This window comes from Belliella aquatica (genome assembly GCF_014637795.1).
GTDB classification, from domain to species: Bacteria; Bacteroidota; Bacteroidia; order Cytophagales; family Cyclobacteriaceae; genus Belliella; species Belliella aquatica.
In genome coordinates, this window is sequence record NZ_BMFD01000018.1 from 40307 (window position 1) to 56913 (window position 16607).

Annotated in this window: 12 protein-coding genes and 1 tRNA gene; 12 read left to right on the forward strand and 1 reads right to left on the reverse strand. The window is 36.6% G+C overall.

Features of this window, described 5'->3' with window-relative positions:
* Positions 1 to 208 precede the first annotated feature (208 nt).
* The 5 genes from rpsA to IEV57_RS17240 all read left to right on the forward strand — a co-directional run bounded on the left by rpsA (position 209) and on the right by IEV57_RS17240 (position 6529).
* Positions 209 to 1978 (forward strand): 30S ribosomal protein S1, encoded by a 1770-nt coding sequence (gene rpsA / locus IEV57_RS17220; RefSeq protein WP_188444287.1) that lies wholly within the window; start codon positions 209 to 211, stop codon positions 1976 to 1978.
* Between the two features lie 186 nt (positions 1979 to 2164).
* Positions 2165 to 3349 (forward strand): hypothetical protein, encoded by a 1185-nt coding sequence (locus IEV57_RS17225; protein WP_188444288.1) that lies wholly within the window; start codon positions 2165 to 2167, stop codon positions 3347 to 3349.
* Positions 3350 to 3548: 199 nt separating this feature from the next.
* Positions 3549 to 4229 carry a hypothetical protein gene (locus IEV57_RS17230; RefSeq protein WP_188444289.1) on the forward strand — a complete coding sequence of 227 codons (681 nt, stop codon included), beginning with the start codon at positions 3549 to 3551 and terminating at the stop codon, positions 4227 to 4229.
* 338 nt (positions 4230 to 4567) lie between these two features.
* A complete protein-coding gene (locus IEV57_RS17235) occupies positions 4568 to 5263 on the forward strand; it encodes a hypothetical protein (protein WP_188444290.1) in 696 nt (231 codons plus the stop codon).
* 129 nt (positions 5264 to 5392) lie between these two features.
* Positions 5393 to 6529 (forward strand): hypothetical protein, encoded by a 1137-nt coding sequence (locus tag IEV57_RS17240; RefSeq protein ID WP_188444291.1) that lies wholly within the window; start codon positions 5393 to 5395, stop codon positions 6527 to 6529.
* A gap of 365 nt (positions 6530 to 6894) precedes the next feature.
* Here the strand turns inward: IEV57_RS17240 and IEV57_RS17245 are convergent.
* Positions 6895 to 6968, reverse strand: a tRNA-Cys gene (locus IEV57_RS17245).
* A gap of 330 nt (positions 6969 to 7298) precedes the next feature.
* On the opposite strand from IEV57_RS17245, the gene IEV57_RS17250 reads away from it, so the two are divergent.
* Genes IEV57_RS17250 through IEV57_RS17280 form a run of 7 tightly spaced genes read left to right on the forward strand, consistent with a single transcriptional unit; the run spans position 7299 to position 16599 of the window.
* Positions 7299 to 8558 carry a c-type cytochrome gene (locus IEV57_RS17250; protein ID WP_188444292.1) on the forward strand — a complete coding sequence of 420 codons (1260 nt, stop codon included), beginning with the start codon at positions 7299 to 7301 and terminating at the stop codon, positions 8556 to 8558.
* Positions 8559 to 8596: 38 nt separating this feature from the next.
* A complete protein-coding gene (locus IEV57_RS17255; RefSeq protein ID WP_188444293.1) occupies positions 8597 to 11683 on the forward strand; it encodes a TAT-variant-translocated molybdopterin oxidoreductase in 3087 nt (1028 codons plus the stop codon).
* Positions 11684 to 11701: 18 nt separating this feature from the next.
* A complete protein-coding gene (gene nrfD / locus IEV57_RS17260) occupies positions 11702 to 13066 on the forward strand; it encodes an NrfD/PsrC family molybdoenzyme membrane anchor subunit (RefSeq protein ID WP_188444294.1) in 1365 nt (454 codons plus the stop codon).
* 2 nt (positions 13067 to 13068) lie between these two features.
* Positions 13069 to 13599, forward strand: coding sequence for a DUF3341 domain-containing protein (locus IEV57_RS17265; RefSeq protein WP_188444295.1), 531 nt, complete (start codon positions 13069 to 13071; stop codon positions 13597 to 13599).
* A 13-nt stretch (positions 13600 to 13612) separates the two neighbouring features.
* The gene (locus IEV57_RS17270; RefSeq protein WP_188444296.1) at positions 13613 to 14239 is read left to right on the forward strand and encodes a c-type cytochrome; all 627 of its coding nucleotides are present in this window, start codon (positions 13613 to 13615) and stop codon (positions 14237 to 14239) included.
* Positions 14240 to 14241: 2 nt separating this feature from the next.
* Entirely contained in the window at positions 14242 to 15537 is a 1296-nt protein-coding gene (locus IEV57_RS17275; RefSeq protein WP_188444297.1) for a quinol:cytochrome C oxidoreductase, read from the forward strand.
* A gap of 24 nt (positions 15538 to 15561) precedes the next feature.
* Positions 15562 to 16599, forward strand: coding sequence for a cytochrome c oxidase subunit II (locus IEV57_RS17280; RefSeq protein WP_188444298.1), 1038 nt, complete (start codon positions 15562 to 15564; stop codon positions 16597 to 16599).
* Positions 16600 to 16607: the final 8 nt, after the last annotated feature.

The window sequence follows — 16607 nt, forward strand, 5'->3', positions numbered from 1 at the left end:
GCATCATGATTTATCAAAGTGATGTTATCGGTGTAGAAGATCATTAAAACTTTTCACCTTCTCTATTCACTTTTTATCAAATTTCAGTACCTTTGCAGTCCGTTCGGTCGAGCGGGGCTCTGAAAACTGAAATTCAGGGTTTTATCCAAAACTAAAAACCTCAATTCGATGATCCTAGGATTGTTGAAAATCAGGATTATTTTACAATATGTCTAATCAAAAAGATTTTAACTGGGAAGATTTCGACACCAAAGGTTTTGGTGAAGGTTATTCTAAGGATAAAAGAGCCGAAATGGAAGCTCTTTATGCTGGAACTTTGAACGAGATCACCGAAAAAGAAGTCATCAAAGGTACTGTAGTAGGTATCAATGACAAAGATGTGATCATCAACATTGGTTTCAAATCTGACGGTTTGGTTCCAAGAACTGAATTCAGAGACCTTCCGGATCTTAAGATCGGCGACGAAGTTGAATTGTTCATCGAAGAGCAAGAAAACTCACTTGGTCAGTTGGTACTTTCTAGAAAGAAAGCTAGAATGGTTCGTGCATGGAGCGACATCGAAGCTGCATTGGAGCATGACAACGTGATCGAAGGTCTTGTGAAAAGAAGAACAAAAGGTGGTTTGATCGTAGATATCTACGGTGTAGAAGCATTCTTGCCAGGTTCTCAAATTGATGTGAAGCCTATCAGAGATTTTGACATCTATGTAGGTAAGAAAATGGAAGTGAAAGTGGTAAAAATCAACCACACTAACGATAACGTAGTAGTATCTCACAAAGTGTTGATCGAGAAAGATCTTGAGAAGCAAAAAGCTGAGATCTTGAACAACCTTGAGAAAGGTCAAGTACTAGAAGGTGTAATCAAGAACATGACAAACTTCGGTGTATTCATCGATTTGGGTGGTGTTGATGGTTTACTTCACATTACTGATATCTCTTGGGGAAGAATCAATCACCCAGAAGAAGTGCTTAATTTGGATGATAAAGTTCAGATTGTGGTTCTTGATTTTGATGATGACAAGAAGAGAATTTCTTTGGGTATGAAGCAATTGACTGCTCACCCTTGGGATGCACTTTCTGCTGAATTGGAAATTGGTTCTAAAGTACAAGGTAAGATTGTAAACGTAGCTGACTACGGTGCATTCTTAGAACTTGCTCCTGGAGTAGAAGGATTGATTCACGTTTCTGAAATGAGCTGGTCTCAGCACTTGAGAAACCCTGCTGACTTCGTGAAAGTTGGTGACGAAATCCAAGCAGTAGTATTAACTTTGGACAAAGATGACAGAAAAATGTCTCTTGGCATCAAGCAATTGACTGAAGATCCTTGGACTAAAGGTGACATGGCTGCGAAATATGCAGTAGGTACTAAGCACAAAGGTGTGGTAAGAAACTTGACTAACTTTGGCTTGTTCCTTGAATTGGAAGAAGGTATCGATGGTTTGGTTCACGTATCTGACCTTTCTTGGACTAAGAAAATCAAGCATCCATCTGAGTTTGTAAAAGTAGGTGACGAATTAGATGTTGCTGTTTTAGAACTTGATGTGGACAACAGAAGATTGGCACTAGGTCATAAGCAATTGGAAGAAAATCCTTGGGATACTTTCGAAAGCGTATTCCCAGTAGGTTCTGATCATAAGTGTACTGTAGTTTCTAAAAATGATAAAGGTGCAGTTCTAGAACTTCCTTACGGATTAGAAGGATTCGCTACTTCCAAAAACTTGGAAAAAGCAGATGGTTCTTCTGTAGAAGTAGGTGAAGCAATCGACTTCAAAGTAACTGAATTCTCTAAAGATGATAAGAGAATCGTACTTTCTCACACAGCTACATTCAGAGAAGAAGCAAAAGCTGCTCCTGCTCCTAAGAAAGCTAAGAAGAAAGAAGATGCTCCAGCTTCATCTGCTCCAGCTGAAAAATCTACTTTAGGTGATTTAGATGCTTTAGCAGAATTGAAAGAGAAAATGGAAGGTGGGAAAAAATAAGACTAAAAACGCAAGAATTTAGACTTGATTTACCTTATAGATATAAAGTGGCTGCCAAAAGGTGGCCACTTTTTTTGTGACTAGTTCAATCATTCTGCACATTGAAATATTGCAAAAGGGGATAATTGGTTGAAATATAAAGTTAACTAAAGGTGCTATTGTTTTGAATAGTTTTTATATTCGAGAATGAAAAAACTTCAAATGTATCTACTCGGCGCCTTAATTTTTTGCTCCTGCACGAGGCCTAAAGAAGTGAAACAAGAAATTACAACCTCATATTCTTTTGAGGTAATTGATTCATTGGATTTAAATATACTTGGTGATCCACTGATCATTGATATAAGTCCAAAAGCAGATCTTGTGGTCTTTTATGATTATGCCAACGAGGAGTTTATTATTGCTGATTTTCTTGGGAATATTGTTAATCGCTTTTCAAAAAAGGGAGACAATCCCGATTCCTTCGGATTTCTGATGGAACTTCCAGGATTCATTAATGATAACCAACTGGCACTAGCTGGAATGAAAGGGATATTTATCTATGATTTGGAAGGTAACATGATCAAAAAGTTAGCACATCCTGAATCTTTGGGAGGTGCTGGTTTTATGACTTTTTCCGGAAAGGGGATCGAGACAGTACTGATTGATGGAAAACAATATCTACTTAGTAAATCTGTTCGGACACGGGATACTTTCGCGGGTGAACAAAAGTTTTATGACAATTTCAGAGCAATAGAACTAATTGATATTGAGGCAGAGGAATTTATTGAAATCGTACCATTTGAGCAAAACAGTCAGTTTTTAGATGGAAATGGCTATTTTGAAAGTGATTATGCACCAGCATTTGAAGCCAAGGACGAGAAACTTTATATCGCACTGGGTGCAGAGCAGCGACTGAATATTTACAGCCTAAGTTCAGAAGGAGCAAAGTTGGATACAATTGTCAAGCTAACTATTCCTGGTTTTGAAAAACTACCAATTACCTCACGGTCGGAGTTTTCAAAAGGCACAATTACGATTAATGGAGGTACTCCAGCCATTAGAAATATTCACATTGTAGATGGAAAAATTCTGATTCAGTACTATTGTGGTATTCCAGAAGATAGGATGGATGAATTAGAGGTGCTTTGGAATTCTGGAGATGAAGAAGAATCTGAAAGGCTATATGATCAAGTTGAAAATGAAGTGATTCAAGGAGTTTTGATCTTAGATCAAAATACGCTCGAAGTCATCGGAAACCTTGAATATCCTAATAAGGTAAATAAGAGTGGTTTTGCTTCTGGTGGTGGTTATCTATGGATGGAAAAAGCTCCAAATGATGAAGAGGAAGAGGATTTCTTAAGAATTTATAAAGTCAAATTGGCTGAAAAATGACCAGATTTATTCAGCAGATTTAAATGATTAGTATTTGTATTTTTTACATTGGAAATTTTGAAGTTATACTTAACGGCATGCTTTGGGTTCATGAAAATTCTAGTTTTTGTATTAGTTTTTGATCCATTTTATACTGGAAAATTGAATAACTAATTGTTTTTTATTATTCCAATTGTTATTATTAGATTTAAATATATTGATGATGAAAAAAATAGCTTTAATAGTATTTGGATTGCTAGGATATGTTTCTCTAGAAGCACAGGGCCAGGTTAATTCGGGTAGGTCTCAGATTAGAAGATCTAATGAAATGGACTTCTCTGTTTTTGATAGAGATATAAAAGGTTCTCCATTCCTATTTGATAAAATGCGTCCTGGTAAAGTACACTTGAAATCTGGGACAGCTAGTACTTTTCCTAAAATGGATATCAATATCACAGATAACGAGGTACATGTTAGACAAAATGGCAAAGTAGCTGTTTTAGATAATGACCAAATTGAAAAAATAGAATTTCAGTCGGATGAAGGGAATGTTTTGGTTTATTATCCTATCAGCTATTTAAATAAGATACGATACTTTGAATTATTACATCAACGGGATGGAGAAGGGATGTTATTTATTTATCATGAAAAGTATTTTTCTTCCACCAATAATAAAATAGAAGTTATTTCTGTGACCGATGAAGGAGATGAATTTAAATATAAAAATGATCTTTACTGGTATGCTGATGAAAGTATTTCTAGGATAAAATCAGGTAAATCTGGATTAAAATTAATTTTTGGGGTTGATTGGAAAAAAGCGAAGTCAGTTGTTGATAAAAATGATATCGCTCTTAAAGAGCCCGCAGATTGGTTACAATTAATATCTTTAATGGATAATTAGAATTTAATTATCACATTTTGAAATTATATTCCTCCGTCATTCGGAGGTTTTTTATCCATGGATGGAAAAAGCTCCAAATGATGAAGGAGAAGAGGATTTCTTAAGAGTTTATAAAGTGAAATTGGTTGAAAAACAGTAAAATTTATTCTCCAGATTTAAACGAGAATTACCTGTTTTTTTCACATCGTGGAATTGAACGTCGAGTTTACAGAAAGCTTTTCAAGCTATGAAACTCTATTTTTTGGATTAATCTTTGATTTGTTCGTTATGAAAAATTAAGAAAAACTAATTGTTTTTCAGTATTCCAACTGTTAATATTGAATTTAAATTATATGCTTATGAAAAAGATAGTATTAGTATTATTTGGACTACTAGGATATGCTTCTGTAGAAGCACAGGGCTTGGTTAATTCTGGAGGTACTGTCAATTCTGGTAGGTCTCAGATTAGAAGATCTAATGATATGGATTTCTCTGTTTTTGATAGAGATATAAAAGGTTCTCCATACCTATTTGATAAAATGCGTCCAGGTAAAGTTTTTGAGAAATCAGGAGCAGCCAGTACTTTTCCTGAAATGGATATCAATATCGCAGATAACGAGGTTCATGTGAGACAAAGTGGTAGGCTAACTGTTTTGGATAATAACCAAATTGAGAAAATTGAATTTCAATCGGAAGAAGGTGATGTTTTGGTTTATTACCCGATCAGTTATTTGAATAAAATAAGATATTTTGAATTGTTGCATGATCAAGATTCAAAGGGGAAACTATTTATTTACCACGAAAAATATTTTACTTCTACTGATAGTAAAACTGAAATGATATCGGTTACAGATGAGGGCGATAGATTTAAATATAAAAATGATCTTTTCTGGTTGTCGGATGAAAATATTACTAGGTTAAAACCGGGTAATTCAGGGTTGAAAGCTGTGTTTGGTGAAAATTGGAAAAAAGCCAAGTCTGTAGCTGACAAAAACAATATCGCTCTTAAAGAGCCTGCACACTGGTTACAAATATTATCCTTGATGGAGGATTAAAATTAAATTAATTTATTAAAAATTTCTATACCTCCGTTATTCGGATGTTTTTTTGTCTATGCAGGGAAAAGATCCATATGAAGAGGAAGAGGATTTCTTAAGAATTTATAAAGTCAAATTCGCTGAAAAATGATCAGATTTAGAATAGTAGTACTCGTATTTGGAGCATTGATCTTTGCTTGCTCAGAGCGAGATAAAGATTCTCAAAATGTAGCTGATTCCAACGAGTGGGAACTTGTGATTTTGGATTCTATTCAGGTGGATTATTTGGGTAATGTAGATGGAGGGGATTTCAGAAATGAGAAAGGGGTGCTATTTAGCTTCCAAGGGAATAAATTGATTGAGTTTAATTCGAGTGGGGAAATCATAAATGAATCCTCCTATCCAACTGATGGGCCAGGTAAAGTTCAATATCCGACACAATTGCGATATACTAAGGATAACAGACTTTTTGCAGCAAGTTTTGTGGGTTGGCTATATGAATTAAACGAGGATCTTTCTTTGAAACAAGAGATAAAACTTTCATTTCTTAGTGAGGCAAAGGATGGGGGAGGCCTTCTTAGAAATTTGGATCACTGGAATGATTTGTTGATTAGTTATTATCCAGGTAGGGACGGAGCAAACCCTTACGATCCGCATTTTTTCCGAGATCACTTTCTCTTGGAAAAAATTGATCCACGCACAGGAGGATCTAAGCCAATAATTAAAATCTCTAGTACTTCCAGATATTCTTCAGATAAATACTTTGAGAGACCATGGGTTCAGTTTGGAGTTTCCGGGGATATACTTCATTTAACCTTAAGTAATGAATCATTGATTCATACTTACGATTTAAGTAAAGGAGGAGAGTATTTGAATACTCTTGATTTTCAGCCCTCTAAATTTATAGATAATGGTGAGCACTCAGAAGAATATCAACGTATTTCTGGCAGAAGAATGCTTGATGGGGGAATCAGACAACTATTCGTGACAGATAAAGGTATAGTTATTACATATACTGAAGGGATAGATGAAGATACATTCATACAGAATGAACTGAATAATCCAAAAAACTTTCCCAAATACAAAGACTTTCAAAATCAGATCTTGAAAATTGTTTCGCAAGACACTATACTTTCAAATGAAATCATCATTCCATATAAAATCGGAAGAATTTTGAATATTGAATCGCTAGATAAGCCCTTCTATGCTGTAAGAGATGATGATTTTATCGGGGAAGAGCATGATTTTATCACCTTTTACAAACTTCAGTTGGTCAGAAAGTAAAAAATCGTTTTTTAAAAATATAAGAAAGAGCTTGCATTAAAATTTGAAGTCAATTCATATATTCTTTTATCCAAAATTGAAGACAAAGCATTGACAATCGCTGCATCGACAGGGCCCTGAGCTGACTCGCCAACGCCTCGTGGTTTTTGCTTCAGGTCGGTTTATTATATGCACTTCGACTTTAGGAATATCGTTTATCCACATGATAGGGTAGGGGTTCCTTCTTTACTTGTGACACCATTTGCATCATATTCCACCCCTTGCATGATCGTCCAACTCAGAATGATGTGAGTCGAGCAGGAACTGTAAATTAATTGTTTCTTGAAAAAACAAAAGCACCCCCAAAAGAAGGTGCTTCTTGAAATTGGAGGTCGAGAGCGGATTCGAACCGCTGTACAAGGTTTTGCAGACCTCTGCCTAGCCACTCGGCCACCCGACCCTTTTTTTAATTGGAATGCAAATGTAGAGATTATCTGATTTATTACAAAACTCCAATGGAAAATAATCAAGATTCCGTACATGTTTTTATTAGGGATTTTCCTAATCATTTATTTGAGGCAAATATGTTATATTTATAAAGATTCTAAATTATTTTTGAAGCCTATTTTAATATTATAAAAAATTGAACAACAGTAACTTACAATAAATGTAGACCTGTTTACAACTTTATGTCATCTGTAGAACTCAAGTTTGAAATGTAGAATTGGGGTAGTACATTTGCACTGTTTATAAGAAAAACGTGAATTAAACTGTTTAATAAGTATTAAATATGTCGATCAAACGCTCATTATTAAGTGTTCCTTTAAGATTAAGCACATTGGCGCTAATGTTCTTCCTTATGTTGGGAGCACAAGCCTTTGCAGCTAATCCAGATGTTTCTGACAGTGAAGAGGCAATTTCAGCAGGTAAATCTGTTTTTAGTGCCAACTGTAAGTCTTGTCACAAGCTAGATCAAAAATACACAGGTCCAGCGCTGAGAGGCGTTACTGATCGTAGATCTATCGAATGGGCAAAAAGTTTCATTAAAAACTCTCAGGCTCTTATTGCCTCAGGAGATGCTCAAGCTAATGCTTTGTACAAAGAGTTCAACAACTTAGCAATGCCAGCTCACGAGTTTTTGAGTGATACAGAACTTGACAATCTTCTTTCTTACATCGAATATGGAGATAAAGAAGCTGCGGTTGTTGATGGAGGTGGTGATGCTGGAACAGCGCAAGCTGCTGGTGGATCAGGCGTGCCAAGTGAATACCTTACAATCATCCTTGCGGTTTTGGTTGTGGTTCTTCTACTTATTCTAATTGTATTAGGTTTGATTATTTCAGTATTAACTAAATACTTGAATAGTCAAAAATTAGAAGAAGAAGACTCTGAATTTATCAATCAAAAGTTTGACGTTAAAAAGGTATTGCGAAGTGACGCTTTTGTAGTCATCGTAACTGCTTTGGTCATAGCTTTAGTTGCCAAGACTGCTATTGACGGCTTGTATACTATTGGAGTTCAACAAGGATATCAGCCAAAACAGCCAATTGCGTTCTCTCACCAATTACACGCAGGTCAGTATGAAATCGAATGTCAGTATTGCCATACTGGCGTAGAGATTGGTAAATCTGCTAACATTCCTTCTGCTAACATATGTATGAATTGTCATACGCATATTCAGAATGTTGGAGGTAAAGAGGGTATTTCTACTGAAATCCAAAAAATTTACAACGCTGTAGATAACAATCAGCCGATAGAATGGGTAAGAATCCATAACCTCCCTGACCTGGCCTACTTTAATCACTCTCAACACGTCGCTGTAGGTGGACTTGAGTGTCAGACTTGTCATGGTCCTATCGAGGAGATGGAAGTTGTTTATCAGCACAGTTCTTTAACAATGGGCTGGTGTATCGATTGTCACAGACAAACAGATATTAAATCAGCTGGTAATGAATATTACGATAAATTAGTGCAGCTCCATTCAGACAGCAAAAATTCTCTTAAAGTGAAGGATATTGGCGGTCTTGAATGTGCTAAGTGTCACTATTAATTTAAATCAAATCAGAACATACTTTTCTTGAATATACAATGAAAGAAAATAATAAGACATACTGGAAAGGATTAGAGCAATTAACAAATGACCCGGAATTTGTTAAAAATGCTGATAAAGAATTCCCTGAATATTTACCATCTAACAATGGTGAAGATGGAGGTCCTTCTAGAAGAGATTTCTTGAAATTAATGGGTTTCAGTTTAGCTGCGGCGTCTTTGGCTGCTTGTGAGGCACCTGTTAGAAAAGCAATTCCTTATGTCAACAAACCAGTTGACATCAATCCATCGATTCCTAACTACTATGCATCAACCTTCTCCTCAGGGGGAGATTATGCATCTATTGTAGTAAAAACAAGAGAAGGTCGTCCAATCAAAATTGATGGGAATGAACTTTCTCCTATTAATGGAAAAGGCGTGAGTGCTATCGTGGAGGCTTCAGTGCTTTCCTTATACGATAAGCAAAGATTAGCTGCTCCTTATGTCAATGGTGAAAAATCGGATTGGGCAACTATTGATGCTCAAGTAAAGTCACAATTGGCAACTGCTGGAACAGTTAAAATCGTTACGAACACTATTAATTCTCCATCTACTGAAAAAGCATTATCACAATTTGCTGAAGCTTTCGGTGGTGCGGAAGTGATTACATATGATGCGATTTCAAGCTATGGAATCACAAAAGCGGCTGAAACCTCTTATGGAGAAGCCATTCTTCCAACTTATAAATTTGATAAATCAAAGGTTATTGTAAGTTTTGGTGCTGATTTCTTGGGAACTTGGATCTCTCCAATCGAATTTGCGAGACAATATGCAAAAGGAAGAAAGATCTCTAAGGAGAAGCCAGAGATGTCAAGACACTTCCAGTTTGAGTCAAACCTTTCATTGACTGGATCAAATGCAGATTATAGAACACCAATCAAAGCGTCTGCTAGTGGATTGGCCGTTCTTTCATTATATAACGCAATTGCTAAAAAAGCCGGAGCAGCGAGTTACAATGCAGCAGCAGTTGAAGTTGCACATTTAGATAAAGCGGCTAACGAACTTTGGGCAAATAGAGGTGCTTCAATCGTAGTGTCTGGATCAAATGATCCAAACGTACAGATTGTAATCAACGCAATTAATGATCTTCTAGGAAACAACGGCGTCACTGTTGATTTCTCAACACCTTCATTCTTTAGAAAAGGTGATGATGCAAAGATGCATCAGTTTGTTTCTGATTTGAATGCTGGTAGAGTAGGAGGAGTTGTATTCTACAACTGTAATCCAGCTTATGATTATGCAAGAGGTGCGGAATTAGCAGCAGGAATTGCAAAAGCAAAAGTTTCAGTTGCTACAAATATGACCATGGATGAGACAGCTTCTTTGGTACAGTATGTAGCTCCTGATCATCATTATTTGGAATCTTGGAATGATTTCAATCCAAGAAAAGGAGAATACTCTTTGGCTCAGCCGACGATTTCCCCATTATTCGATACAAGACAAGCGCAGGAATCATTCTTGGTTTGGGCTGGTGTTGAGACAAATTACTACGATTTTATACAGGAAAATTGGAATTCTACTCTTTTTGCATCTCAATCAGAGATGACAGATTTCCAGCAATATTGGGATCAAGCTCTATTCAATGGAGTTGTTTCAATTGAATCTGTATCAAATGCATTAGTAGCTATTGGTGATGCTTCCAGTGCAGCTGCAGCAATCTCAAGAACATATAAAGCTGATAATGCAGCTACTGAATTGGTAGTTTATTCTAAAATTGGTATTGGTAATGGTGCTTTCGCTAACAACCCTTGGTTGCAAGAAATGTCAGATCCAATCTCAAAAGCAACTTGGGATAACTATTTGACAGTTTCTCAAAAATGGGCAAATGAAAATGGCTTTAAGATGTTCGAAGGAGCAACACAGAAAGCCAAATTAACGATAGGTGATAAGTCTGTTATTGTTCCTGTCTTGGTTCAACCTGGTCAGGCAATTGGGACAGTAGGTCTTGCCTTAGGTTACGGTAGAACAAATGCTGGTAGAGTAGCAAATGGAGTAGGTGTGAATGCTTATGAATTGCTAGACAACTCCAAAGGATTTGTAAACTTCGATATTACCGAAGGGGTCAGCATTGAATTGTTAGCTGATACATATAAAATAGCACAGACGCAAACGCACCAGACTTACATGGGCAGAAACTTCGTAGTACAGGAATCAATTCTTCCTAAGTACAAAGAAGATGCTTATGCAGGTAGATACCAACCAAAAATTTATAAAGAAGGTGAGTTTGTAAAACCATCTAAAATTTCTTTGTGGAAAGGTCATCAATACAGCCAACATCATTGGGGTCTTGCTATTGACATGAACTCTTGTATTGGTTGTGGAGCTTGTACTGTTGCTTGTCAAGTTGAAAACAACGTTGCGGTAGTAGGTAAGCAAGAGGTCTTGAATAGAAGAGAGATGGCTTGGATAAGAATTGATAGATACTACAGTTCTGATGCCGAGGTTGGCGACAATGAAGGATTGGAAATCGCTTCTGAAAATCCAGAAGTAGTATTCCAGCCAATGATGTGTCAGCACTGTAATAATGCTCCTTGTGAGACTGTTTGTCCAGTAGCTGCAACAACGCACTCTTCTGAGGGTCTAAATCAAATGACATATAACAGATGTATTGGTACAAGATATTGTGCAAACAACTGTCCGTATAAAGTAAGAAGATTCAACTGGTTCAAATATCATGATAATAAAGATTTCTCTACTGTAAACGTCGCTCAAAACGATGATATGGGTAAGATGGTCTTGAATCCTGATGTAACTGTTAGATCCAGAGGGGTCATCGAAAAATGCTCTATGTGTGTGCAAAGAATCCAGTCTGGAAAATTGACTGCCAAAAGAGAAGGTAGAAAAGTTCAGGATGGTGAAATCACTACAGCTTGTGCTTCAGCTTGTCCTACAGATGCAATTGTATTTGGAGACATGAATGATACAAGTAGCAAAATTTATTCTACTCTTAAAATAAAAGAAGAAACACTTTCTGCTACTAAAGAGGTGAATGAAGAAAGAGCATACCACGTGTTAGAGGAGGTAAATGTCAATCCTAACGTTTGGTACTTTACGAAAATCAGAAATAAGGATAAATCAGAAGCGTAATAAATAATTTTATAAGATATGCAGGTAACTTCATCCGTACGCGAACCGCTAATTACTGGCGGTAAAACCTTAAAAGACGTCACACATGACGTATCAAGACAGGTAGAAGGAAAACCAACTTTGGGTTGGATTCTTGGCCTCTTGGTTGCAGTAGGTGTCCTATTATTAGGAAGTCTCGCGCTAGTAGCTACCCTTTGGGAAGGTATTGGTATGTGGGGTCTTAATAAAACAGTCGGCTGGGCATGGGATATCACCAACTTCGTATGGTGGGTTGGTATCGGTCACGCTGGTACTTTGATTTCCGCAGTATTGCTTTTGTTTAGACAAAAATGGAGAATGGCGATCAACAGAGCTGCTGAAGCAATGACGATTTTTGCTGTTATTTGTGCTGCGATGTTCCCAGTAATTCACATGGGTAGACCGTGGTTAGGAGCTTATTGGGCACTTCCATTGCCAAATACTTTTGGTTCACTTTGGGTGAATTTCAACTCCCCTCTTCTTTGGGACGTATTTGCAATTTCCACTTATTTCTCAGTATCCTTAGTATTCTGGTATATTGGTCTGATCCCTGATTTTGCTACAATTAGAGATAGAGCTACAGGATTGAGAAGGACAATATATGGAGCACTTTCATTCGGATGGGATGGAGCTGCTAAAACTTGGAGCAGATATGAATCTGTCGCTTTGATTTTAGCAGGTCTTGCTACTCCTTTGGTATTGTCAGTACACACTATCGTATCCTTTGACTTTGCGACTTCAGTAATTCCTGGATGGCATACGACTATCTTCCCTCCATACTTTGTGGCAGGTGCGATTTTCTCAGGTTTTGCCATGGTATTGACTTTAATGATCATTACAAGAAAGCTCTTCAAATTGGAAGATTACATAACAATTGGACACATTGAATTGATGAATATTGTTATCATCATTACAGGTTCTATTGTAGGTATTGCTTATATCACAGAGTTTTTCATTGCTTGGTATTCGGGTGTAGCTGCAGAACAGTATGCATTTATGAACAGAGCATTTGGTCCGTATGCATGGGCTTACTGGTCTATGATGACATGTAATGTGATTTCTCCTCAGTTATTCTGGTTTAAAAAAATTAGAACTTCAATTGTAGCGACTTTTGCACTATCAATTGTGGTAAACATAGGAATGTGGTTTGAAAGATTTGTAATCATTGTTACTTCTCTTCACAGAGATTATCTTCCATCTTCATGGGCGATGTTCTATCCAACGATTTCAGATGTTGGAGTTTATCTCTTCACATTTGGTTTGTTCTTTACGCTCTTCTTATTGTTTGCAAAATTCTTCCCAGTAATCAACATGGCAGAGGTTAAATCAATCGTTAAGTCTTCTTCAGAAAAAGTAAATAAGTAATCATGGAAAGAGATAAGAATTTTGTCCTCGGTGTATTTGAAGATGAGGATGTATTGTTAGACGCCGTATCCAAAGTAAGAGAGAGCGGTGTTAAAATTCATGAAGTTTACTCCCCTTTTCCTGTTCACGGAATTGATGATGTACTAGGTTACAAAAGAAGTAGACTTCCTATTGCAGCATTTCTTTTTGGAATCTTAGGAACTACTTTGGCTTTGACCATGCAATTTTATATGATGAAAATTGACTGGCCAATGATTATCGGTGGTAAAGATCATGCAGGTCTTCCTAACTTTATACCAGTAACATTCGAGTTGACTGTTTTATTGGCAGCATTCGGTATGGTTGGTGTGTTTATGATTTCTTCAAACTTGAAGCCATGGGCTCAGCCTAGGATCTTTGATTTGAGAATTACAGATGATAAGCACGTGATGGCAATTGATTTAGCTACCAATGCTTCGATAGGAGAGGCGCAGATAGGAGAGATTTTGAAATCTTCAGGAGCTTCAGAAGTGAATAATAAAAGTTTTGAATAGTAACTCAGACAATATGAAATTGATAAAATCCATATATGTTATCGCTGTAGTAGGAGTTGCCTTTGGGCTCGCTTCTTGTGGCGCTTCTGGAGATAACCCGGGATACGAATATGCTCCGCAAATGTATAACTCTGTTCCTTACGAAGGTTTGACACAGATTGTAAATGAAGATGAAGGTCAATGGTTGTCTACGAGAGAAGACGGAAAAGGCGAATTCTTCAATACAAATGTGAATAATCCTAGTAAAATGAACATGAGAGAGCCTGTTGCCAATACTGTTCCTAGAACTAAAGACGGCATGCTTCCTTATAGATTAAAAGCATTTGAGCTCGAAAAAGCGGCAGAAATCCAAAATCCTGTTGAACTAACTGATCAAGTTTTGGCAGAAGGACAGCAATTGTATATTCAATTCTGTACGGCATGTCACGGAGCTAATGGCGAAGGTGATGGTCTTGCAGGTCAGGTTATTGGTGGTGTCGCCAATCTTAAAGGCGGTGCTTATGTAAATCTTCCTGAAGGACACATTTTCCATGTTATCATGAAAGGTAAAGGAAGAATGGGTGCACACGGGTCTCAAATTCCTCAAGAAAGAATTTGGAAAATTGTTCACTATGTTAAACAAGAAATTCAGAAACAATAATCATGGCGCACGTTTCAAATTATAACTTAGATCAAAAATTTGATTTTACTACTTCTATCAAAAAGTCCCTTTTTATAGGTCTTGGTATTGGTGCTGTATTGTTAATCGCAGGAATTCTTACTGGTATTTTTGGAGGTGGTGACCATGGTGCTGCAGAAGAAGCAGGAGGTCATGCCTTTCATTGGTATGAAAGATTATATGCAAACCTTTGGATCAACAACGTTTATTTCACTGGTATAGCAATTATTGGTGTGTTTTTCTTTGCAATTCAATATGCTGCGCAAGCAGGTTGGTCAACAGGTATCTTAAGAGTAATGTTGTCCTTAGGGAATTGGTTGCCATTTGCTGCCATCTTGATGATTGTAACTTTCTTTGTTGCAAATCATGATTTATTCCACTGGACACATAGTTACCTGTATGATTCGAATGATTTAGAACATTATGATAAAATCATTGATGGTAAAGGATCATTCTTCTATTGGCCAATGGAAAAAGGAACATTTCCAATTTTCTACATCGTTAGAATGTTTGCATTCTTTGGTATTTGGATTTTCTTCTTCAATAAATTGAAAAATTTATCCTTTGCTGAGGATAATTTAACAGGATCACACAACTGGTCTAATATCAGAAAATGGTCAGCCATATTCCTTATTTTATTTGGGATTACTTCCTCAATATCAGCTTGGGATTGGGTGATGTCTATTGACACACACTGGTTTTCTACTATGTTTGGTTGGTATGTATTTGCATCATGGTTTGTTGCTGGCTTATCAGCAATTACCTTGATTACTGTTTTCTTGAAGGAGAAAGGCTACTTAGAAATGGTTAATGAAAACCATATTCATGACTTAGGGAAATTCGTTTTTGCATTTTCCATATTCTGGACTTACATCTGGTTTTCTCAATTCTTGTTGATCTATTATGCAAACATTCCTGAGGAGTCTGTATACTTTGTAGAGAGGTTGTCAAGTGATGTGTATAGCCCGTACATATTTGTAAATCTAGCTTTAAACTTTGTGTTGCCTTTCCTTGTTTTAATGACACGTGATGCAAAAAGACATACAATATTCTTGAAAGTTGTTTGTTCTTTAATAATTCTCGGACATTGGTTTGATTTCTTCCTAATGGTTCAGCCCGGAACTCTCGGTCACAACGGTGGCTTTGGTTTAATGGAAATAGGTATGCTATTAGTATTCGCTTCTTTATTTGGTTTTGTAGCTTTAAAAGGACTTACGAAAGGTAATTTGGTTGCGAAAAATCATCCTATGTTGGAAGAGAGTTATCATCATCACATTTAATATTTATCCGAAAAAATTATAATTATGTACGGATTTCTTATTGCAGTAGGTGTTTTGTTTTTACTATCCATTATATGGATGGTTTACAGAATCCAAACTTTAGTCTCAGTTGTCAAAGGATCAGACAAAAAGATTGCTTCGAGTAGTAACAAAGTGAATGCTATCTTATTTATAGTATTCCTTCTTGCTGGTGGTGCTTTAATGTTTTGGTATTCTATCAAAGAATTTGACAATTACACGCTACCACTTGCTTCTGAGCATGGTGCTGTAACTGACAATTTATTCTGGATCACTATGGCAGTGACGGGAGTAGTTTTTATCATTACTCACATTCTTTTGTTCTGGTTTCCATATAAATACCAGTATGATGAAAAACGCACAGCTACATTCTATCCTGATAACAATAAACTTGAGGTTATTTGGACAATAGTTCCGGCTTTTGTTCTCGCGCTTTTAGTGATTGGTGGATGGAAAGCATGGTCTGATATCACTGCCCCAGCTCCAGAAAATTCAGAAGTAGTAGAGTTAATGGGTTATCAATTTGCTTGGGAGGTTAGGTATCCAGGTATGGATAATGTATTGGGTAATTATGATTACAGATTAATCAATGAAGTCAACAACATGTCTGGAGTTGATTTTTCTGACAAAAATGCCTTAGATGATTTCTCTTCACCGGTTGTTTACATTCCTAAAGGTGAACCAGTTTTATTTAAAATTAGAGCCAGAGATGTTCTACATTCTGTTTTTGCTCCTCACATGCGTTTGAAAATGGATGCTGTACCAGGTATGCCTACTAGGTTCTGGTTTACCCCTACATTGACGACTGAGGAAATGAGAGTAGAATTAGGTAACGATGAGTTTGATTATGAAATCGCTTGTACGGAAATCTGTGGTCGTGGACACTTTTCTATGAAAAAGATAATTAAAGTGGTTACTCCAGAAGAATTTAAAAAGTGGAAAGCAGAACAAAAACCATATATAGTTAACAACCCAGCTCTTGTGGAGAATTTATCTGTAGAACTTAAAGAATTGGCTGACATCACAATCAGCGAACACAAGTAATTAAATTA

What these genes read in the sequence shown, in the direction of transcription:
- rpsA (WP_188444287.1), top strand. Translation starts at nt 209, where the DNA reads ATGTCTAATCAAAAAGATTTTAACTGGGAAGATTTCGACACCAAAGGT.
- IEV57_RS17225 (WP_188444288.1), top strand. Translation starts at nt 2,165, where the DNA reads ATGAAAAAACTTCAAATGTATCTACTCGGCGCCTTAATTTTTTGCTCC.
- IEV57_RS17230 (WP_188444289.1), top strand. Translation starts at nt 3,549, where the DNA reads ATGATGAAAAAAATAGCTTTAATAGTATTTGGATTGCTAGGATATGTT.
- IEV57_RS17235 (WP_188444290.1), top strand. Translation starts at nt 4,568, where the DNA reads ATGAAAAAGATAGTATTAGTATTATTTGGACTACTAGGATATGCTTCT.
- IEV57_RS17240 (WP_188444291.1), top strand. Translation starts at nt 5,393, where the DNA reads ATGATCAGATTTAGAATAGTAGTACTCGTATTTGGAGCATTGATCTTT.
- IEV57_RS17250 (WP_188444292.1), top strand. Translation starts at nt 7,299, where the DNA reads ATGTCGATCAAACGCTCATTATTAAGTGTTCCTTTAAGATTAAGCACA.
- IEV57_RS17255 (WP_188444293.1), top strand. Translation starts at nt 8,597, where the DNA reads ATGAAAGAAAATAATAAGACATACTGGAAAGGATTAGAGCAATTAACA.
- nrfD (WP_188444294.1), top strand. Translation starts at nt 11,702, where the DNA reads ATGCAGGTAACTTCATCCGTACGCGAACCGCTAATTACTGGCGGTAAA.
- IEV57_RS17265 (WP_188444295.1), top strand. Translation starts at nt 13,069, where the DNA reads ATGGAAAGAGATAAGAATTTTGTCCTCGGTGTATTTGAAGATGAGGAT.
- IEV57_RS17270 (WP_188444296.1), top strand. Translation starts at nt 13,613, where the DNA reads ATGAAATTGATAAAATCCATATATGTTATCGCTGTAGTAGGAGTTGCC.
- IEV57_RS17275 (WP_188444297.1), top strand. Translation starts at nt 14,242, where the DNA reads ATGGCGCACGTTTCAAATTATAACTTAGATCAAAAATTTGATTTTACT.
- IEV57_RS17280 (WP_188444298.1), top strand. Translation starts at nt 15,562, where the DNA reads ATGTACGGATTTCTTATTGCAGTAGGTGTTTTGTTTTTACTATCCATT.